This is a genomic window from Lysinibacillus mangiferihumi (genome assembly GCF_003049665.1).
In the GTDB taxonomy this organism is placed as follows: Bacteria; Bacillota; Bacilli; order Bacillales_A; family Planococcaceae; genus Lysinibacillus; species Lysinibacillus mangiferihumi.
Genome location: NZ_PYWM01000012.1, coordinates 118,796 through 139,666 on the forward strand (window position 1 = coordinate 118,796; position 20,871 = coordinate 139,666).

The window sequence follows — 20,871 nt, forward strand, 5'->3', positions numbered from 1 at the left end:
CCAGAATATCATATTAGCAGTCGATACTAGTTGATTGGAGTGGAAGGCGCGACACTCCAGCAGGAACAGCACGAGCGGAAAATCCATTTTTGCGGCTTCTGCCGCAAAAATTAGTTGAAGCCGTGCCTGCGGAAAGGGAGCGCCTGGAACGGAAATCAACGGTTTTCTATTTTTGCATGGAAAGCTTCCTCGAATAGAGGGACAACTCGTTGTTTATTAGCAAACGGCTTTAGTAGGATAGCGGAAAGCTACGATTTTTACTTTTGGGCCACAGCATGTGTTTCTGTCATATTTTCATGTTATATTAGTTATTGCTATATAAGCTCTTATGGTAGAATAGGTAGGATGTTGAGTGAACGGAGGAATAGCTGTGTATAAATATTATGGATTGGCCGCTATTGTCATTATTCTCGATCAATGGACAAAATGGCTAATTGTGAAAAATATGGAGTTTGGTGAACGTATTGCCGTATGGGATCCTTGGTTTGGTATTTTATCGCATCGTAATAGAGGTGCAGCCTGGGGGATGCTTGAAGGGCAAATGTGGTTATTTTCTATCGTGACAATAGGTGTTATTATTGCCATCATTTACTTTTATCATAAAGAGGCAAAGGGTAAGCCTCTTTTTCAAGTGGGCTTAATGCTGTTATTGGGCGGTGCCATTGGTAATTTTATTGACCGTATATTTAGAGGAGAAGTAGTAGATTTTGCCGACGTATTAATCCCTATTATCAATTACGATTTCCCGATTTTTAATATTGCGGATGCAGCATTAACAATTGCCGTTGTCGTATTAATGATTGGTTTAATCGCCGAAGATAAAAAAGAAAAGAAACAGGTGAAACAATGACACAAGTATCATATACAATTGAAGAACAGCAACAAGGAGAGCGCATTGATAAAGCGGTTTCGAGTATACAGAATGAATGGTCTCGTTCACAAATTAGCAATTGGATTACAGAAGGAATTGTTAAAGTAAATGGTGCAGCAGTAAAAGCAAAATACAAGGTGAAAGCAGGCGATGTTGTTGAATTCATCGTGCCAGAGGCAGAACCTTTAGACGTAATTGCTGAAAACTTAGACCTTGAAATCGTGTATGAAGACGCAGATGTACTCGTTGTCAACAAACCAAAAGGAATGGTGGTCCATCCTGCGCCAGGGCATATGACTGGTACACTGGTAAATGGCTTAATGTATCATTGCAAAGATTTATCGGGCATTAATGGTATCATGCGTCCAGGTATTGTACACCGAATCGATAAAGACACATCAGGTTTGCTCATGGTAGCGAAAAATGATAAAGCACATGAATCATTAGTTGAGCAGCTTGTGAATAAAACCGTCACACGTAAATATACAGCACTTGTGCATGGCCATATTGCTCACGATAAAGGGACAATTGATGCACCAATTGGACGTGATCAAAAGGACCGTCAAAAACAAGCTGTTGTGGATAAAGGGAAACATGCGGTAACGCACTTCCAAGTAGTTGAACGCTTCGGCGATTATACATTAGTAGAGTGTCGTCTTGAAACGGGACGTACACACCAAATTCGTGTCCATATGCAGTATATTGGATTCCCACTTGTTGGCGACCCAAAATATGGACCAAGAAAGACCATTGATTTTGCTGGACAAGTATTGCACGCAGGAGTTTTAGGATTCAATCATCCTACTACTGGCGAATATAAGGAGTTTGAAGTACCACTTCCTGTTGATTATGTACAATTATTAGACGAATTAAGAAATAAGGATTGACGGATAATGAAAGAAGGTCTATACTAACGAAAGTGAATGAACGACTTTAACTTAATATTCACCTTTAATGGCAGTCCAGAGAGGCTGAGAAGGTACATGTGAACGTGTTGCTAAAATTTGTGCTGCAAATTTTTCCAACATGCTATTTAAACACGTACTCAACCCTCTCAGGCTATTCGCCTCGAGAGGTTTTTTTATGCCGTTTCAACGATGCTTCGGCAAGTGGGTAGCATCCGTAACAACCCGATGAAAATCGATGAAAGAGAGGAGGACAAAAAATGTCAAAAAACGAGTTATTAGATGGGCCATCGATGACAAGAGCATTAACACGTATTGCACATGAGATTATTGAACGCAATAAAGGAATTGACGAATGCATATTAGTTGGAATTAAAACGCGTGGTGCCTTCCTTGCAAGACGCTTAGCGGAACGCATAGAAAAAATCGAGGGTAAAGCGATTCGCACAGGGGAGTTAGACATCACCCTTTACCGAGATGACTTATCAACAAAGCATGAAAATGAGCAGGCACATGTTGAGCAAGTAGATATCGATTATGTGGTAGCCAATCAAAAAATTATTTTAGTCGATGATGTACTTTATACAGGTCGTACAGTTCGAGCGGCACTAGATGCAGTAATGGATTTAGGAAGACCCGCGCAAATTCAACTAGCAGTGCTAATTGATCGCGGACACCGTGAGCTACCAATTCGAGCGGATTATGTTGGGAAAAATGTTCCGACATCAGGAACGGAACGTATCGTCGTTAATTTACTAGAAGTTGATGGCGAAGATTGCGTCATTATTTATAAAGAAGACTAAATATAAAGTGAGGAAACGTCATGTCAAAGGCAGTATTAGATATTAATGATAAACCGACCCCAGTCCAATTGGTGACATTAAGTTTCCAACACATGTTTGCCATGTTTGGGTCAACGATTTTAGTACCACAACTGGTTGGTCTTAGTCCAGCAATCGCCCTTCTAACAAGTGGGATTGCCACATTGTTCTTCTTATTAATTACGAAGTTTCAAGTACCAGCCTATTTAGGTTCATCCTTTGCCTTTATCTCACCGATATTAATCGCTGCAGGCGGTTTAGATGACAATGGTTTAAGTGTTAATCCAGGTAATGCCATGATTGGAGCGATGGCAGTCGGAATCACCTACGGCATTGTGTCACTTATTATTTGGAAGAGCGGTTATAAATGGATTATGAAAATCCTTCCGCCTATCGTTGTTGGACCAGTTATTATGGTAATCGGTCTTGGCTTATCAGGAACAGCAGTAAACATGGCAATGATTGTTGATAAACAGTATAACTTACTTCATTTTTCAGCGGCACTTGTCACATTGTTTACAGCGATTATCTTTACCATCTTCTTTAAGGGGATTTTAAGTACAATGCCAATATTAATCGGTTTAATAGTAGGCTATGTCTACTCGATTTTTATCGGTATCGTCAATTTCGAACCAATTAAAGAGGCAAAAATGTTTGCAGTACCACATTTTATTATCCCAGGTGTAAATTATGACTTTACGATTACATCGACGATTTTACTAGCGATGGTGCCGATTGTGATCGTAACCATCTCAGAGCATATCGGTCACCAACTTGTATTAGGAAAAGTAGTCAATCGAGATTACATTAAAGAACCGGGCTTACATCGCTCACTACTAGGTGACGGTCTAGGAACATTGATTAGTGCATTTATTGGTGGTCCACCAAAAACAACATACGGTGAAAACATTGGTGTCCTTGCCATTACACGAGTTTACAGCGTATATGTAATAGCAGGTGCGGCAGTCGTAGCGATTGTGCTGTCATTCTTCGGGAAAGCAATGGCGGTGATTGCAACGATTCCAACAGCAGTTCTTGGTGGTGTTTCCATTCTACTGTTTGGTATCATCGCTTCAAGCGGTTTACGTATGCTAGTAGACAACCATGTGGACTTTGGTAACAGCCGCAATTTAGTAATTGCCTCTGTGATTCTCGTAATTGGTATCGGCGGTGCGAAATTTATCGTCACAGAATCATTAAAATTAGAAGGCATGGCGTTAGCAGCGATTATCGGTGTTGTACTAAATACAATTCTACCAGGTAAAAAAGAAGCTGATATACCAGTACCATACGATCAAAATAATCAATCATAGTAGTACCTTTTAATGAATTGTCCAGAGAGGCAAAAAAAGGGAAGTTGTGGACAAGCAATAAGTAAGCAATAGTCTTACTATAGTTTGTCACGCCTCCTTATGCCTCGCTGATGACATCAGCGGGGCTTTTACATTATTTAGACAAATAAATAATGAAGGACGTCATACATAGACGTTCATGACACACAACCTAATGGAGGTACATGATGAAGAACTTATTATCAATGGAACATTTAACAACTGAAGAGATTAACCGCATTTTACATCGTGCGCAGGCGTTTGAAAATGGCGAAACATCATCGTTATCTCGTGCTTATAACGTAGCAAACTTATTTTTTGAACCGAGTACACGTACGAAGACAAGTTTTGAGATGGCAGAGCGCAAAGTAGGCTGTACGGTTATCCCGTTTGACGCAAGCTTTTCAAGTGTAACAAAGGGTGAAACATTGTACGATACAGTCAAGACGTTAGAAATGATTGGTATGGATGCGGTCGTTATCCGCGCCAAAGAAGATGAATATTATAACGAGCTACTAGAAGGCATCAATGTTGCGGTTATAAATGCAGGAGATGGCGCTGGTCAACACCCATCCCAATCATTACTTGATCTGTACACGATAAAAAAAGAGTTTGGTTCTTTTGAAGGGTTAAATATTACAATCGCCGGAGATATTTCTCATAGCCGTGTAGCAAAATCCAATGCATCCGCGTTACAGCGGTTAGGGGCAAATGTACATTTTCTTTGTCCAGAAGAATGGGCAGGGGATTTTAAAGCACATCATTCTTGGGACGATTTAATCGAAATAAGTGATGTCATTATGTTACTTCGTGTACAACATGAGCGTCATAAAGTAAATAAAAGCTTCTCAAAAGAAAGCTATCATGAAGAGTATGGCTTGACAGTAGAACGAGAGAAGAAAATGAAGGACACAGCAATTATTATGCATCCAGCGCCAGTAAACCGCGATGTAGAAATTGCATCAGAGCTAGTAGAATGTGAACGGTCTCGCATCTTTGACCAAGTACGCAATGGTGTATACACACGTATGGCAATAATTGAAACAATCTTACAAGGGAGAGAATAACATGACGAAAGTACTTCAAAATGTACAAATGTTAAATGAACAAGGTGAATTGCAAACAGTAAATATCGCCATAGTAGATGGCAAAATTACTGCCATTGGACAAGAGGTCAATGTAGCTGGTGCAGAAATAATCGAAGGAAATGGTTTAGTTGTTGCACCAGGGTTTGTGGATGTGCATACACATCTACGCGAACCAGGGTTTGAACATAAAGAAACAATTGCAACAGGTTCAGCATCTGCCGCAAAAGGCGGTTTTACAACAATTTGTGCTATGCCAAATACAAAACCAGTGCCTGACACGGTTGAAAACATGCAATTAATAAATGGGCTGATTCAAGAAAGTGCAGTAATTCGTGTACTACCATACGGCTCATTAACACAAGATATTTCAGGGGAAGTTCGTACAAATATTGAAGAATTAAAAGCACATGGTGCAGTAGCGTTTTCCGATGATGGTGTAGGCATTCAGCTTGCATCCACGATGTATGAACAAATGCAGGATGCGGCAAAGCATGACATGGTCGTTGTCGCACACTGTGAAGATAATTCATTAATTTATGATGGTGTTATGCATGAAGGTAAGCGTAACAAAGAGCTAGGTTTACCAGGCATTCCGTCCATTTGTGAATCTGTCCAAATTGCTCGCGATGTTTTGCTTGCAGAAGCGGCAGGAGCACGCTACCATGTGTGCCATGTTTCAACAAAAGAATCAGTGCGTGCAGTACGTGATGCAAAAGCAGCAGGCATCCGCGTCACAGCAGAAGTTTGTCCACACCATTTATTACTTGAAGAGATGGATATTCCATCCGATGATGCAAACTGGAAAATGAACCCTCCATTACGAGGTGCAGATGATAAGGATTCTCTACACGCAGCACTACTTGACGGCACGATTGACTGCATCGCGACAGACCATGCACCACATACAATAGAAGAAAAATGCTGTGGCATGGTTGGTGCACCTTTCGGCATCGTAGGCTTTGAAACAGCCTTCCCGCTGTTGTACACACAATTTGTTGAAACAGGAAAATGGACTTTAAAGCAATTGGTAGATTGGATGACTGTAAAAGCGGCACAAATTTTTGACTTACCATATGGAACGTTAGAAGTAGGGGCTTCGGCAGACATGGTTTTAATTGATTTACAGAAAGAACAAACGATTGATGCAGAAGGATTTGTATCAAAAGGTCGCAATACACCATTCAACGGTTGGGTTGCAAAAGGTTGGCCAGTCGTAACAATTTTTGAAGGTAATATCGTATACCAGGAGGCAGAGTAATGAAAAAACGTTTACTTATTTTAGAAGATGGCACAGTATTTACAGGCACAGCGTTCGGTAGTGAGCGAGCTTCACAAGGTGAAGTCGTATTCACTACGGGGATGACAGGATATCAAGAAACGATTTCAGATCCTTCATTCTATGGACAAATCGTAACGTTGACATACCCACTTATCGGTAACTACGGTATTAATCGTGATGATTTCGAATCAATCACACCGGCAATTCGTGGATTTGTAGTCCGCGAGCTAGCGAAAACACCGTCAAATTTCAGATGTGATTTAACAGTTGATGAATACTTAACATCAAAAGATATCCCAGGGATTGAAGGCATTGATACACGTAAGCTAACACGCATTATTCGTAGCAAAGGTTCTGTTAAGGCTATTTTGACTGCGGCTGACGAAGAAGTAAATGTAGAAGAAATTGTGGCAAAACTACAAGCGACACCAGCAATTACACATCATGTGCGCGAAGTATCACCGAAGGCTGCCTATCCATCACCAGGTCGTGGCAAACGAGTAGTGTTAATTGACTACGGTATGAAACACGGTATTTTACGTGAATTAAACAAGCGTGATTGTGATGTCCTTGTTGTACCATACAACACACCAGCAGCAGAAATTTTAGCATGGCATCCAGACGGTATTATGCTGTCAAATGGCCCTGGTAACCCAGAGGACGTGGCAGAAGGTATCGAAACAGTACGTCATTTAATCGGAAAAGTGCCAATGTTCGGTATTTGCTTAGGTCACCAAATCTTCTCATTAGCAAGTGGTGCGAAGGCATTTAAATTACCATTCGGTCACCGTGGTGGCAACCATCCAGTCAAAGATTTACGCACAGGCCGTACAGATTTAACATCTCAAAACCATGGCTATGCAATCGATTTAGAATCATTAAAAGATACAGATTTAGAATTAACACATGTCGCTTTAAATGATGGTACTTGTGAAGGTGTCCGTCATAAGAAATATCCAATCTTCACAGTACAGTATCACCCAGAAGCATCACCAGGACCAGAAGATTCAAACCACTTATTTGATGAATTCATTGAAATGATGGAAGCAGAAGCAGGGAAGGGGAAACAACATGCCTAAACGTACAGATATAGAAACTATTTTAGTAATCGGGTCAGGTCCAATCGTCATCGGACAAGCAGCAGAATTTGACTATGCCGGAACACAAGCTTGTCTTTCATTAAAAGAAGAAGGCTACCGCGTTATTTTAATAAACTCAAACCCTGCAACAATTATGACAGATACAGAAATTGCAGACAAAGTATACATTGAGCCAATCACACTTGAATTTGTCTCACGCATTTTACGCAAAGAGCGCCCAGATGCCATCTTACCTACACTAGGTGGTCAAACAGGGTTAAATATGGCGATTGAATTAGATAACTCTGGTATTTTAAATGAGCTAAATATCGAAATTCTTGGTACGAAGCTCGATGCTATTCATAAAGCTGAAGACCGTGATTTATTCCGTAACCTAATGTATGAACTAGGTGCTCCAGTACCGGAATCAGATATTATTCATAACTTAGATGAAGCGAAAAACTTTGTTGCAAAAATCGGTTATCCAGTAATTGTACGCCCTGCATTCACACTTGGCGGTACAGGCGGTGGTATTTGTTATAACGATCAAGACCTAGAAGAAATCGTAACATCTGGACTGAAATATTCACCAGTTACACAATGCTTACTTGAAAAATCAATCGCTGGCTTTAAAGAGATTGAATACGAAGTAATGCGCGATGCGGCTGACAATGCCATCGTAGTTTGTAACATGGAAAATGTCGACCCTGTAGGGATTCATACAGGTGACTCTATCGTCGTAGCACCAACACAAACACTTTCTGACCGTGAAAACCAAATGCTACGTAATATCTCATTAGATATTATCCGTGCACTAAAAATTGAAGGTGGCTGTAACGTACAGTTAGCACTTGATCCATATAGCTTCAATTACTATGTCATCGAAGTAAACCCACGTGTATCTCGTTCATCTGCATTAGCGTCAAAAGCAACGGGTTACCCAATTGCCAAGCTAGCAGCAAAAATTGCAGTAGGTTTAACATTAGATGAAATCAAAAATCCAGTGACAGGTTCAACGTATGCTTGCTTCGAGCCAGCACTAGACTACATTGTCGCAAAAATTCCACGCTGGCCTTTCGATAAATTCGAATCAGCAAAACGTAACTTAGGCACACAAATGAAGGCAACTGGTGAAGTAATGGCACTTGGTCGTACGTTTGAAGAAGCTATGCTGAAAGCTGTTCGTTCTCTTGAAACAGGTCAAGTACATTTAGAGCTAAAACATGCAGAAGATAACTCTGATTCTTGGATTGAAAAACGTATCCGTAAAGCAGGAGATGAGCGTTTATTCTTCATCGGTGAAGCATTGCGCCGTGGTGTAACAATTGAGCAAATCCATGAATGGTCTGCAATTGACTTATTCTTCTTAAATAAATTTAAAAACATCGTAGATATGGAGCAAACACTTGCTAACCATAAAAACGATAAAGAAATATTACGCACTGCAAAACGTCTAGGCTTTGCTGATAAAAAAATTGCCGAGCTATGGGACACAACACCAGAGGCAGTATATGCGTACCGTAAAGAAAACGGCATTATCCCGGTCTACAAAATGGTTGATACATGTGCAGCAGAGTTTGAATCTGAAACACCATATTTCTACGGTACTTATGAGGAAGAAAACGAATCCATCAAATCTGATAAACCATCCGTGATTGTATTAGGTTCGGGTCCAATCCGTATCGGTCAAGGGGTAGAGTTCGACTACGCAACAGTGCACTCTGTATGGGCAATCCAAGAAGCGGGCTATGAAGCAATCATTATTAACTCAAACCCAGAAACAGTATCAACGGACTTCTCGATTTCAGATAAGCTATACTTCGAGCCATTAACAATCGAAGATGTTATGCATATTATCGATTTAGAACAACCAATTGGTGTAGTTGTCCAATTCGGTGGTCAAACAGCCATTAACCTTGCTGATAAATTAGCTGCAAATGGTGTGAAAATTTTAGGTACATCATTAGAAGATATCGACCGTGCAGAAAACCGCGATAAATTTGAACAAGCTTTACATGCATTAGACATTCCTCAGCCTCCAGGTGAAACAGCCGTTTCAACAGAAGAAGCACTTGCCATTGGCGAACGCTTAGGCTTCCCAGTGCTAGTTCGCCCTTCGTATGTACTTGGTGGACGTGCAATGGAAATTGTTTATAACGAACAAGAATTACAACACTATATGGAAAACGCTGTTGAGGCATCACCAGATCACCCAGTACTCGTAGACCGTTACTTAACGGGGCAAGAAATTGAAGTCGATGCGATTTGTGACGGTGAAAATGTTTTAATCCCAGGTATTATGGAACATATCGAACGTGCAGGGGTACACTCTGGTGACTCGATTTCTGTATACCCACCACAAAAATTAACACAAGCGCAAAAAGATACATTAGTGGATTACACAACGCGTTTAGCAAAAGGTCTTGGCATTATCGGCTTAATGAACATCCAGTATGTTATTTCACAAGGTGAAGTGTATGTCATTGAGGTAAATCCTCGTTCATCTCGTACAGTACCGTTCTTAAGTAAAATTACGAACATCCCAATGGCGAACATTGCAACAAAAGCCATTCTTGGAAAATCAATCGTAGCACAAGGCTACCCAACTGGCTTAGCGGCAGAGCAAAAAGGTGTATTTGTTAAAGTACCAGTATTCTCATTCGCTAAATTACGCCGAGTGGACATTACATTAGGACCTGAAATGAAATCGACAGGGGAAGTAATGGGGAAAGATGCAACATTAGAAAAAGCACTTTATAAAGGCTTAGTTGCAGCAGGTATGGAAATTCGCACAGAAGGCACAGTATTATTCACTGTATCTGATAAAGATAAAGAAGAAGCAATTGCGCTTGCCAAACGCTTTTCAACAGTAGGCTACCGCATTGTAGCGACTGAAGGTACTGCACAAGCATTTGAAGCAGCGGGTGTTCGTACTGATGTAGTAGGTAAAATCGGTGCCAAAGGACAAACGTTACTTGATTTAATTCAAAATGGTGAAGCACAGTTAGTAGTGAACACATTAACAAAAGGCAAGCAACCAGCTCGTGATGGATTCCGCATTCGACGTGAGTCTGTAGAAAATGGTGTACCTTGCTTAACTTCTCTAGATACAGCAGAAGCAATGCTACGTGTAATTGAATCCATGACATTTACAGCAGAACAAATGCCGAAAGCGGAGGTAGTACATTAATATGATTCGTCAAGAGAAAATGACGGTCGTCTCTCAAAAGCAAATTGCGACAAACATTTTCGAATTGACACTTCGTGGTGAACTGGTTCAGGATATGACTCCTGGCCAGTTTGTCCATGTAAAGGTGTCAGATTCATTGGAGCCGCTTTTACGTCGACCTATCAGTATTGCAAATATAGATAAAGACAACAGTGAATTTACCATGATTTATCGTGCGGAAGGTCGAGGAACAAAGGTGTTAGCGACAAATCGTGAAGGGCAGCTAGTCAATGTCCTTGGCCCAATCGGTAATGGCTTCCCAGTTGATGCGGTAAAGACAGGTGGGACAGCATTATTAGTTGGTGGCGGCATCGGTGTACCTCCTTTACATGAGCTGTCAAAACAACTTAATGCACGTGGTGTGAAGACTATCCATGTATTAGGCTTCCAAACAGAGGATGTATGCTTCTACGAAGAGGAATTTAACGCACTTGGTGAAACGCATTATGTAACAGTCGATGGCTCAAAAGGAACAAAGGGCTTTGTGACCAACGTTTTAGAATCACGTGCACCGGAGTTTGATGTGTTCTATTCTTGTGGCCCTCTACCGATGTTAAAAGCTTTAGAAGGTTTCTATCCTGAAAAAGAAGGCTATTTATCTTTTGAAGAGCGAATGGGCTGTGGTATTGGTGCTTGCTTCGCATGTGTATGTAAGACAACAGATCAAATGGATAAAGACTATGTCAAAGTATGCTCTGACGGTCCAGTATTCCCGAAAGGTACGGTGGCATTATGAGTCGTTTAAATATCCAATTACCTGGCTTAGATTTAAAAAATCCAATTATGCCAGCTTCAGGTTGCTTCGGCTTTGGTCGTGAGTATGCGCAACTGTACGATTTATCGAAACTTGGCGCGATTATGATTAAAGCAACAACTGTAGAAACAAGACCTGGCAATCCGACACCTCGTGTAGCGGAAACAGCAGCAGGAATGTTAAATGCCATTGGCTTACAAAATCCTGGTATTGAAAAAGTAATGAATGAAGAATTAAAGTTTTTAGAAGGCTATGATGTGCCGATTATTGCCAATGTAGCGGGAACGGAAACAGCAGATTACGTGGAAGTAGCACGTCGCATCTCAGCTGCACCCAATGTCAAAGCACTAGAACTTAATATTTCATGCCCGAACGTAAAATGTGGCGGTATTCAATTCGGTACAGATCCAGCAACAGCAAGAGATTTGGTTGCAGCTGTCAAGGCAGTGTCGGAAGTACCTGTTTACGTAAAATTATCACCAAACGTTACAAATATCGTAGAAATCGCGCAAGCTGTGGAAGCAGGTGGAGCGGATGGTATTACGATGATTAACACATTAATCGGCATGCGCTTACATGAACGTACAGGTAAACCTGTCATTGCCAACGGTACAGGGGGCTTATCAGGTCCTGCAGTAAAACCGGTTGCTATTCGCATGGTATACGAGGTGTATAGGGCAGTCAATATTCCGATTATTGGGATGGGTGGCGTAAGCGAAGCACAAGATGTAATTGATTTTATGTCTGCTGGTGCATCAGCAGTTGCGGTTGGAACAGCCAACTTTGTCGATCATTTTGTTTGCCCGAATATCATTGAGGAATTACCTGCAAAGCTTGACGCTTTAGGTGTAGCACATATTACGGATATTATCGGAAGGAGCCATCGTTAATGAATACAAAACCAATTCTAGCACTTGATTTCCCAGGAGAAGCGGAAGTTTTCAAGTTTTTAGCACATTTTCAAGAGCCTCTTTTCGTCAAAATTGGTATGGAGCTTTATATGCAAGAAGGTCCAGATATTGTCCGCAAAGTGAAAGATTTAGGTCATGATATATTTTTAGACTTAAAGCTACATGATATTCCTAATACGGTTGGCTCAGCGATGAAGGGCTTAGCTAAATTAGGGGTTAATTTAGTCAATGTCCATGCAGCGGGCGGGCGACCAATGATGGAAGCTGCACTCGAAGGTCTGGAAGCAGGGACACCTGCAGGTCAAGAGCGCGCAGCATTGATTGCAGTGACACAACTAACATCCACTACGGAAGCGCAAATGCAAGCAGAGCAAAAAATTGCGTTAACATTGCAAGAATCGGTATTGCATTACGCAAGCTTAACAAAACAAGCAGGCTTAAATGGTGTGGTTTGCTCGGTACATGAAGCACAAGCAATTGCTGACGTGTGCGGCCAAGACTTTTTACGTGTCACACCTGGTATCCGTTTAGCAGGTGGTGACGCTCACGATCAAAAGCGCATCGCTACACCTGATGGCGCCAGACGTGATGGATCTTCTTTAATCGTAGTAGGCCGTGCCGTAACAGGTGCGCAAGATCCAGTGGCAGCATATAAAATGGTAAGTGAACTATGGGAGGCATCAATATGACATTACAAAACGAAATCGCACACGCTATGCTTAAAGTTGGAGCAGTCGAATTAAATCCAACAGAACTTTTTACATGGGCATCAGGTATTAAATCTCCAATTTACTGTGATACGCGTCTAACAATCTCTGACCCAGTTATCCGTAAACAATTGGCAAATGGCTTAGCAGCGATAATTAAAGAAAACTTTGAAGGTACAGAAATCGTAGCTGGTACGGCCACAGCAGGTATTCCACATGCTGCATGGGTAAGTGATATTTTAGACTTACCGATGGTCTATGTACGTTCAAAAGCAAAAGAACATGGTCGTGGCAATCAGATTGAAGGAAAATATGCTGCAGGACAAAAAGTCATCGTAGTAGAAGATATTGTGTCAACAGGTGGTTCTTCCATTACAGCAGTTGAAGCTTTACGTGCAGCGGGTTGTGAAGTATTAGGGGTTGTATGTGTTTATACGTATAACTTACCACGTGCTGAACAAGCGTTTGATGAAGCGGGCATAAAGTATGTATCTTTAACAAACTTCGATTATTTAATTGAAGCAGCGAACGAATCTGGTGCCATTAAAGAAGAAGATATTCCATTTTTAAAAGATTGGCATGCAAAACTTAAAGCTGGAGAATTATAATCGCATTTTTGACTAGCTATAACGAATCTGTTTAATAAAGAATAATGAAACGATCACGGTTATGATAACCTGTGGTCGTTTTTTTATTGGAAAGGAACTGTGAAGGATAGAAATATAAAAATTAAATACAAGGAGATGTATGTTAAAGAAAAATCATGAAAATAAAGTTTTTTAATGTAATAAAAAACGCTTTTTAATATTAATGCTTTAAAGGGAAAAATTATATGTTAATAATGATTGATTATTAAAAATAAACAGAAAATTAAAGTGAGTCCAATAATAATCAAGTTTTCCAAATAAAAGAATGCGTTGTGTGAAGAAGTAAGGACTGTACAATCAAATTATTTATTATATTTAAATAATAAAAAAATAATGAAAAGTAGAATAGATAAATAGATTAGCAAATATTTCATTAGAATTAATTTGTAAAATAAAAAAATTTTTGTAATAGTTGTACGGTTTATTATGTATATAACATTATGAAGAGTTGCAAAAAAACTCTTGATTAAATGTATTATTTCTAGATAAAATAGCCGTATAGATAATTTTCAGATAATTCTATAAGTAAATAGTAAGTTATTTTTTTGTTTATACTGTAAAAAAATTATTAATATGTATTTAAATTCAATATAATAAAAACTATTAATTATTTGAGTAGAAATAATTTTGAAATAAGTTTAATCCGTTTCAAATCTTTTTTCTGAATATTGAATCAGGAAAGTTTGGACATCGCTAGTATTTACTACATATTTCTAATTAGAAAAAATTTACGAAGGTGTGATGATTAAATGAATTTAATGCTCGAAGTAAAGAACTTAAAAACTGGTTTTGATATAGAAGGAGATATTTATCATGCAGTCGATAATGTGTCGTTTTCCGTCAAGCCTGGCCAAATTGTAGGGATTGTAGGGGAATCTGGCTGTGGTAAAAGTGTTATGTCATTGTCAATTATGCAGCTACTGCCCCAAGGAATTGGCAAAGTTACGGGTGGAGAAATAAAGTTCCAAGGCCAAAATATAGAAAATTATTCAAGCGATGAAATGAATAAAATACGAGGAAAAGATATTAGTATGATTTTTCAAGAGCCTATGACATCTTTAAACCCTGTATTTACAATTGGTAATCAGATTGAAGAGATTTTATTGAATCATCTGTCAATCTCCAAAACAGAAGCAAGGCAGCAAGCCATCGAATTGTTAAAAAGTGTAGGCATCCCTAGACCAGACAAAATTGTAGATGAATATCCTCACCAATTATCCGGAGGGATGCGACAAAGGGTGATGATTGCGATTGCGATTGCCTGCCATCCAAAGCTGTTAATTGCCGATGAACCGACTACTGCACTAGATGTAACTGTGCAAGCCCAAATTCTGGAGCTGCTGAAAAAAATTCAAGAGAAAAATGACATGTCTATTATTTTGATAACGCATGACTTAGGGGTAGTGGCAGAAATGTGTGATGAAGTCATCATTATGTACGCTGGGAAAATTGTAGAGCGCACGAATGTAGATAATCTGTTTTATAACCCACAACATCCGTATACAAAGCTGTTAATGGCATCGATTCCTCGTATTGATTTAGAGGTGAGTGAGTTAACAACAATCCAAGGCATTGTGCCATCATTAAAAAATATGCCTACTTTTGGCTGTCGCTTTGCCGATAGATGCCCGTCTGTAAAACCTGAGTGTAGTACAGTCACGCCACAGCTTGCACAAATGGCTGATGGTCATGAGGTTTCGTGCTTACTATATGAAGGTTGCTATCCTAAAGAAAGTGTGAGGTAACAACATGACAGAAACAACAATCAAACAACGTAAAGAAAACTTACTTGAAGTGAACAACCTAAAAACTTATTACCCGATAAAAGGCGGATTTCTAAAAAAGACAGTCGGACATGTGAAGGCGGTCGATAATATTTCATTTTCCATCAAAAATGGTGAAACACTAGGGTTGGTTGGGGAATCAGGATGTGGAAAATCAACAACTGGACGTACCATTATTCGATTGTTAGATTCTACAGAAGGACAAATCATTTTTAATGGTCAGGATATTACGAAATTACAAGGCAAATCATTAAGAGAGATAAGAAAAGATATCCAAATGGTATTCCAAGATCCTTATGCATCATTAAATCCAATGCAAATGGTTGGCAGTATCGTAGCGGAGCCCATTATGAATTTCCATAACAAAACGCTCAATTCATTAAAAGGTGAAGTCGTGGAGTTATTGCGCAAAGTAGGCTTACCTGAAGATGCCTATTATAAGTATGCGCATGAATTTTCAGGAGGGCAGCGTCAGCGAATTGGTATTGCGAGAGCCCTAGCACTGAAACCAAAACTAATTATCGCCGATGAACCTGTTTCTGCTTTGGATGTTTCCGTTCAATCTCAAGTTTTGAATCTATTAAAAGAATTGCAGGATGAGTTTGATTTAACCTTTTTATTTATTGCGCATGATTTAAGTGTTGTGAAGCATATGAGTGATCGCATTGGCGTGATGTATCTAGGAAATATTGTTGAAATTGCTAACAAGACGAGTATTTATGATGAACCATTGCACCCTTATACACAAGCGCTTATTTCCGCGATACCCGTACCGGATCCTCGCAAAAAGAGTACGCGCATTGTATTAGAAGGTGATGTACCAAGTCCCGCAAATCCTCCGACAGGATGTCCATTCCATCCAAGATGCCCTAAAGCAATGATGGAATGTTCCTTAACGAAACCAGTATTAAAGGAGGTGAAGCCAGACCATAACGTTGCTTGCCACTTATATTAAAAACGGCAAGAAAAAACAGGAAACAATGCTTTTCAAAATAAAATTTTAACGGGGGGAAAAGAATGAAAAAGACAAAAACATTATGGTCACTGTTACTGATGCTTGTCATGGCTTTATTCCTAGCAGCATGTAATAGTGATTCAGGGACAACTGACAAAGATGCACAAAAAGATAAGGAAACGCCAGCGGCAACTACTGATGTTAAAGAAGGTGGCGTAGTTACATTCGGAACAGACCAAGCGCCAGAGGGCGTATATGACCCTGCCTTTTCGAAAAGTATCGTAGATGCGTACATTCAAAATTTCACAATGGATGGCGTGTATGATGTAAATGATGAATTAGAATATGTACCAAACCTTGCAAAATGGGATATTAGTGAAGATAAATTAACGTATACGTTCAATTTCGAAAAGGGCGTAAAATGGCATAATGGTGAGGAACTAACAGGTGAAGACTGGGTTTTCGCATTAGAAACGTTAGCACACCCTGATTATGATGGTCCTCGTTTCAACTATGTTGAAGGCGTAAAAGGGGCACAAGAGAAAAAAGCAGGCAAAGCAGATAAAATTTCAGGAATTGAAGTTGTAGATCCTTACACAATTAAAATTACTTTTAAAGAAGTGAAAATTAATAACTTAGAAAGCATTTGGCAATACCCAATGCCTAAGAAACATTATGAAGGCATTGCAGTAAAAGATTTAAGTGAATCAAAACAAGTGCGCGAAAACCCTGTAGGATTAGGCGCGTTTAAAGTGAAAAAAGTGGTAGACGGCGAGTATTCTGAATTAGAGCGTTTTGATGATTACTGGAAAGGGAAACCAGCGCTTGATGGTGTTATTGTAAAAGTAATTGACCCATCATTAGCTGCGGGTGCGTTCCAAAACGGAGAAATCGATATCATGGATATTAGACCACAATCTGTGAAAGAGCTTTCTGCATTAAGCAATGTACGTATCGAAGAAACAAATGGTGTGAGCTATTCTTATATCGGGCTTCGTTTTGGTCATCGTGATAAAGCTACACTTAAAAATGTAGCTGATTTTGATAAATTCAATTCAAAAGAATTACGTCAGGCACTATTATATGCGCTTAACCGTCCAGCAATGATCGATGCTTTCTTAGAAGGAAAAGCGGAAGTAGCGAATACAGTTATTCCAGTTACTTTCTGGACTGCTGCAGATGCTAAAGATTTAAATGCATATGAATTTAATGTGGATAAAGCAAAAGAGCTATTAAAAACAGCAGGCTATGTTGATAAAGACGGTGATGGATTTGTCGAAGATCCAAAAGGTCAACCATTTAAAATTTCATTTGGTCACTATGCAGGACCAGCTGCATTTGAAGGTCGTTCACAAGCAATCATTCAATCTTGGAATGATATTGGCGTAAAAACAGAATTAGCAACAGGAAGCTTAGTTGAGTTTAACTTGTACAATGAAATGAAAGATAACGATGATGCAGCATTAGAGGCATTCTTCGGTTCTTGGAGCATGGGTTCTGATCCAGACCCATCAGGTTTATGGGCAAATGATGCAGAATGGAACTACGGTCGTTATGTAGATGCAGAGAATGACAAATTATTAAAAGAAGCGTTAAGCGAAAAAGCATTTGATAAAGACTACCGTAAAAAAATGTATGTTAATTGGCAAAAATACTTCAACGAACAATTACCAGCACTGCCATTATGGGAAAACCTAAGTTTATATGGTATTAACAATCGACTACAAGGTGTTCATATTAACGCTGTTGGATTCCAAACAGACGTTTATAAATGGCACATTGTTGAGTAAGTTAGTGCCTAAACAAGGCTGAGAAACCTGCTACTATCAGGCTCGAATTGGAGCTTGATAGTAGTAAATTTTAATTGATAAGGGGACGTCACATGCTTCAATACACACTTCGAAGACTACTCGGCATGATTCCATTGTTACTCCTTATTTCGTTAGTTGTGTTCTTCTTAGCAAAAATGATGCCAGGAGATCCATTTGCGGGAGAAATTGATCCATCCAATACAAACCCACAATACATCGAGGAAATGAGAGAGAAGTTAGGCTATAATGATCCAATTATCGTGCAATATGGAAGATGGATGGCTAATTTTGTACAAGGGGATTTTGGCAAATCAACCGTTTATAAAAAACCTGCAGTGGAAGTGATTGCACAGCGAATTCCAAATACAGTATTTTTAGCCATTACATCTTTAATTTTTACGTATATTTTTGCTTTTATCATGGGGATGTATGCAGGAAGAAAACCTTATACATTAGGTGATAATCTAATAGCTTCGTATAATTACCTAGCTTTAGCGATTCCGTCATTTGTTGCCGGCATTGTCGCTATTTATGTGTTCTCTTTCCAATTAGGGTGGTTCCCATTCAACGGCTCAGTTGGTGTAGGGCTGCAGGAAGGCACATTTGCTTATTATTTAAGTAGGGTCCATCATGTATTATTACCAGCCCTTGTTTTAGGATTAATGGGAACGGCATCCTACACGCAATTTTTACGCAACGATATTATTGAAAACAGTCGAAAAGATTTTGTACGTACGGCAAGAGCAAAAGGAACAAAGGAATCAAAAATTTACAACAAGCATATTTTAAGAAATTCGATTATTCCGATTATTACTTTCCTTGGGTTTGACATCGCTACATTAATTAGCGGTGCGGTTATTACAGAAACCATCTTTACTTATCCCGGAATAGGTGCACTGTTCTTAGATTCCGTTGGAAGAAGAGATTATGCGGTCATGATGTCGATCACTATGTTACTTTCGTTCTTAACACTTTTTGGAAATTTAGTAGCCGATTTACTGTACGGTATAGTAGATCCGCGAATTAGACTAGATTAGGGAGGGGAAATATGTGGAGATTGTAACAAAACAAGAAGCTTCTGCACCAAAAAAAACACCGAATAAAAGCCCCTCTCCATGGGTGATAGCGAGAAGAAAGTTCTTTAAAAATAAATTAGCGATGATCAGCCTTATTTTTTTACTAATCGTTATTATTCTATCGTTTTTGGCACCGTATATTACGACAAAAGATATCGTGCGTGTAGACTTTACGAAAATCAGTCAGCCACCTTCAAGTGAGAACTGGCTTGGAACAGATACAAATGGTCGTGATGTTTTTACGCGAATGCTATATGCTGGTAGATCCTCATTGACGGTTGGCATAGGCTGTATGTTTTTTATTGTTTTAATTGGGACAACGATTGGGGCGATTTCGGGTTACTTTGGGGGCAAGGTTGACCAAATTTTAATGCGTTTCACAGACTTTGTTTTAATGTTCCCATTATTAGTTTTCGTTATCGTTTTAAATACGATTCTAGTCGGCAAAGTTTCAGGCTTATGGACATTAATTATTGTTATTTCCGTATTAAGTTGGGGAAGTGTTGCCCGCGTTGTTCGAAGTCGAATTCTTGCAGAGAAAGAAAATGAGTACATTTTAGCTGCAGAGTCAATCGGCTGTAAATCATCGAAAATCATTATCAAACATTTACTACCTAACGTCGCTTCTACGATTATTGTACAAGCTACGCTATTAATGGCAGTAACGATTGTTATCGAGTCCGCATTAAGCTTCTTAAATTTTGGTGTGCCAGCAGATACACCAAGCTGGGGCAATATGTTATCTGAGGCTAGAAACTCAGATGTCTTAAGAGATAAAATTTGGATTTGGATTCCACCTGCAACCGCCATTACATTGGTCATCTTATCGATCAATTTTATCGGTGAAGGGCTGAAAGATGCAATGAATCCGAAATCAAGAAGATAATGTTGGTGAATAAATGGCACCTATCAAAGTAAATTCTACTTTGATAGGTGCCATTTGCTATTTTGGGGGGAGGGGGGATACCCGCGGAGCAGGGTGGAATTCTGGGGGCAAGGGAGAGTATCCGCGGAGCAAGGGGATGTACCCGCGGAACAAGAGAGAATATCCGCGAAGCAGAGTGAAATACCCGCGGGGCAGGGTGATACCCGCGGAGCAAGGGAGAATACCCGCGGGGCAGGGTGATACCCGCGGGGCAGGGGAGAGTATCCGCGGAGCAGAGAGAAATCCCAGCGAAGCAGAGTGAAATACCCGCGGAGCAAGGAGGAATACCCGCGAACCAGATTGAAATACCCCCGGAGCAAGGGGGTGTATCCGCGGAACAAAAGAGAATACCCGCGGAGCAGAGTGAAATACCCGCGGAGCAGGGTGGAATTCTGGGGGCAAGGAGGAATATCCGCGGAGCAAGGGGGTGTATCCGCGGAGCAAGGGAGAATACCCGCGGGGCAGGGTGATACCCGCGGAATAAGAGAGAATACCCGCAGCAGGGTGAAGTATCCGCGAAGCAAGGAGGAATACCCGCGAAGTAGGTTGAAATACCCGCGGGGCAAGGAGGAATATCCGCGAAGCAAGGGAGAATACCCGCGGAGTAGAGAGAAATACCCGCGAAGCAAGAGAGAATATCCGCGAAGCAGAGTGAAATACCCGCGGGGCATAGTAAAATACCCGCGAAGCAAGAGAGA

General features: G+C 40.1%; 18 protein-coding genes. All 18 read left to right on the forward strand.

Annotated elements, in window-relative coordinates; all coding sequences use genetic code 11:
- The first annotated feature begins 370 nt into the window (after positions 1 to 370).
- A complete protein-coding gene (gene lspA, locus C9J37_RS13135; RefSeq protein WP_107895690.1) occupies positions 371 to 850 on the forward strand; it encodes a signal peptidase II in 480 nt (159 codons plus the stop codon).
- Entirely contained in the window at positions 847 to 1,758 is a 912-nt protein-coding gene (locus tag C9J37_RS13140; RefSeq protein WP_107895691.1) for an RluA family pseudouridine synthase, read from the forward strand. Before lspA ends, C9J37_RS13140 begins: the two co-directional genes overlap by 4 nt.
- 278 nt (positions 1,759 to 2,036) lie before the next feature.
- Positions 2,037 to 2,579 (forward strand): bifunctional pyr operon transcriptional regulator/uracil phosphoribosyltransferase PyrR, encoded by a 543-nt coding sequence (pyrR, locus tag C9J37_RS13145; RefSeq protein WP_024362119.1) that lies wholly within the window; start codon positions 2,037 to 2,039, stop codon positions 2,577 to 2,579.
- A 20-nt stretch (positions 2,580 to 2,599) separates the two neighbouring features.
- Entirely contained in the window at positions 2,600 to 3,910 is a 1,311-nt protein-coding gene (locus tag C9J37_RS13150) for a solute carrier family 23 protein (RefSeq protein ID WP_107895692.1), read from the forward strand.
- A 206-nt stretch (positions 3,911 to 4,116) separates the two neighbouring features.
- The gene (locus C9J37_RS13155) at positions 4,117 to 4,995 is read left to right on the forward strand and encodes an aspartate carbamoyltransferase catalytic subunit (RefSeq protein WP_107895693.1); all 879 of its coding nucleotides are present in this window, start codon (positions 4,117 to 4,119) and stop codon (positions 4,993 to 4,995) included.
- A gap of 1 nt (position 4,996) precedes the next feature.
- On the forward strand, positions 4,997 to 6,274 hold the full coding sequence (locus C9J37_RS13160) for a dihydroorotase (protein WP_025218761.1): 1,278 nt from the start codon (positions 4,997 to 4,999) through the stop codon (positions 6,272 to 6,274).
- A complete protein-coding gene (gene carA, locus C9J37_RS13165; RefSeq protein ID WP_107895694.1) occupies positions 6,274 to 7,374 on the forward strand; it encodes a glutamine-hydrolyzing carbamoyl-phosphate synthase small subunit in 1,101 nt (366 codons plus the stop codon). The genes C9J37_RS13160 and carA overlap by 1 nt, the downstream gene beginning before the upstream one ends.
- Positions 7,367 to 10,564, forward strand: a complete 3,198-nt coding sequence (gene carB / locus C9J37_RS13170; RefSeq protein ID WP_024362114.1) for a carbamoyl-phosphate synthase large subunit — start codon at positions 7,367 to 7,369, stop codon at positions 10,562 to 10,564. The genes carA and carB overlap by 8 nt, the downstream gene beginning before the upstream one ends.
- Position 10,565: 1 nt before the next feature.
- Positions 10,566 to 11,339, forward strand: a complete 774-nt coding sequence (locus tag C9J37_RS13175) for a dihydroorotate dehydrogenase electron transfer subunit (RefSeq protein WP_107895695.1) — start codon at positions 10,566 to 10,568, stop codon at positions 11,337 to 11,339.
- Positions 11,336 to 12,247 carry a dihydroorotate dehydrogenase gene (locus tag C9J37_RS13180; protein WP_107895696.1) on the forward strand — a complete coding sequence of 304 codons (912 nt, stop codon included), beginning with the start codon at positions 11,336 to 11,338 and terminating at the stop codon, positions 12,245 to 12,247. The genes C9J37_RS13175 and C9J37_RS13180 overlap by 4 nt, the downstream gene beginning before the upstream one ends.
- Positions 12,247 to 12,957 carry an orotidine-5'-phosphate decarboxylase gene (gene pyrF / locus C9J37_RS13185; protein ID WP_107895697.1) on the forward strand — a complete coding sequence of 237 codons (711 nt, stop codon included), beginning with the start codon at positions 12,247 to 12,249 and terminating at the stop codon, positions 12,955 to 12,957. The genes C9J37_RS13180 and pyrF overlap by 1 nt, the downstream gene beginning before the upstream one ends.
- Complete coding sequence (gene pyrE / locus C9J37_RS13190) at positions 12,954 to 13,583, forward strand: orotate phosphoribosyltransferase (protein WP_107895698.1); 630 nt, start codon at positions 12,954 to 12,956, stop codon at positions 13,581 to 13,583. The genes pyrF and pyrE overlap by 4 nt, the downstream gene beginning before the upstream one ends.
- 788 nt (positions 13,584 to 14,371) lie before the next feature.
- On the forward strand, positions 14,372 to 15,367 hold the full coding sequence (locus tag C9J37_RS13195) for an ABC transporter ATP-binding protein (protein WP_029747186.1): 996 nt from the start codon (positions 14,372 to 14,374) through the stop codon (positions 15,365 to 15,367).
- 4 nt (positions 15,368 to 15,371) lie between these two features.
- A complete protein-coding gene (locus C9J37_RS13200) occupies positions 15,372 to 16,361 on the forward strand; it encodes an ABC transporter ATP-binding protein (RefSeq protein ID WP_107895699.1) in 990 nt (329 codons plus the stop codon).
- 62 nt (positions 16,362 to 16,423) lie between these two features.
- Complete coding sequence (gene opp4A / locus C9J37_RS13205; RefSeq protein WP_107895700.1) at positions 16,424 to 18,151, forward strand: oligopeptide ABC transporter substrate-binding protein; 1,728 nt, start codon at positions 16,424 to 16,426, stop codon at positions 18,149 to 18,151.
- A gap of 92 nt (positions 18,152 to 18,243) precedes the next feature.
- On the forward strand, positions 18,244 to 19,209 hold the full coding sequence (gene opp4B / locus C9J37_RS13210; RefSeq protein ID WP_107895701.1) for an oligopeptide ABC transporter permease: 966 nt from the start codon (positions 18,244 to 18,246) through the stop codon (positions 19,207 to 19,209).
- 13 nt (positions 19,210 to 19,222) lie between these two features.
- Positions 19,223 to 20,134, forward strand: a complete 912-nt coding sequence (gene opp4C, locus C9J37_RS13215; protein ID WP_069510219.1) for an oligopeptide ABC transporter permease — start codon at positions 19,223 to 19,225, stop codon at positions 20,132 to 20,134.
- Positions 20,135 to 20,677: 543 nt separating this feature from the next.
- A partial coding sequence (locus C9J37_RS28955) for a hypothetical protein (protein ID WP_235617105.1) occupies positions 20,678 to 20,871 on the forward strand: 194 nt, incomplete at its 3' end.

Excerpts from the sequence above, each read along its gene's own strand:
- carB (WP_024362114.1), top strand. The coding sequence starts at position 7,367 with ATGCCTAAACGTACAGATATAGAAACTATTTTAGTAATCGGGTCAGGT.
- C9J37_RS13155 (WP_107895693.1), top strand. The coding sequence starts at position 4,117 with ATGAAGAACTTATTATCAATGGAACATTTAACAACTGAAGAGATTAAC.
- C9J37_RS13195 (WP_029747186.1), top strand. The coding sequence starts at position 14,372 with ATGAATTTAATGCTCGAAGTAAAGAACTTAAAAACTGGTTTTGATATA.
- C9J37_RS13140 (WP_107895691.1), top strand. The coding sequence starts at position 847 with ATGACACAAGTATCATATACAATTGAAGAACAGCAACAAGGAGAGCGC.
- C9J37_RS13200 (WP_107895699.1), top strand. The coding sequence starts at position 15,372 with ATGACAGAAACAACAATCAAACAACGTAAAGAAAACTTACTTGAAGTG.
- pyrE (WP_107895698.1), top strand. The coding sequence starts at position 12,954 with ATGACATTACAAAACGAAATCGCACACGCTATGCTTAAAGTTGGAGCA.
- pyrR (WP_024362119.1), top strand. The coding sequence starts at position 2,037 with ATGTCAAAAAACGAGTTATTAGATGGGCCATCGATGACAAGAGCATTA.
- carA (WP_107895694.1), top strand. The coding sequence starts at position 6,274 with ATGAAAAAACGTTTACTTATTTTAGAAGATGGCACAGTATTTACAGGC.
- C9J37_RS13160 (WP_025218761.1), top strand. The coding sequence starts at position 4,997 with ATGACGAAAGTACTTCAAAATGTACAAATGTTAAATGAACAAGGTGAA.
- opp4A (WP_107895700.1), top strand. The coding sequence starts at position 16,424 with ATGAAAAAGACAAAAACATTATGGTCACTGTTACTGATGCTTGTCATG.
- C9J37_RS13180 (WP_107895696.1), top strand. The coding sequence starts at position 11,336 with ATGAGTCGTTTAAATATCCAATTACCTGGCTTAGATTTAAAAAATCCA.
- pyrF (WP_107895697.1), top strand. The coding sequence starts at position 12,247 with ATGAATACAAAACCAATTCTAGCACTTGATTTCCCAGGAGAAGCGGAA.
- C9J37_RS13150 (WP_107895692.1), top strand. The coding sequence starts at position 2,600 with ATGTCAAAGGCAGTATTAGATATTAATGATAAACCGACCCCAGTCCAA.
- C9J37_RS13175 (WP_107895695.1), top strand. The coding sequence starts at position 10,566 with ATGATTCGTCAAGAGAAAATGACGGTCGTCTCTCAAAAGCAAATTGCG.
- opp4B (WP_107895701.1), top strand. The coding sequence starts at position 18,244 with ATGCTTCAATACACACTTCGAAGACTACTCGGCATGATTCCATTGTTA.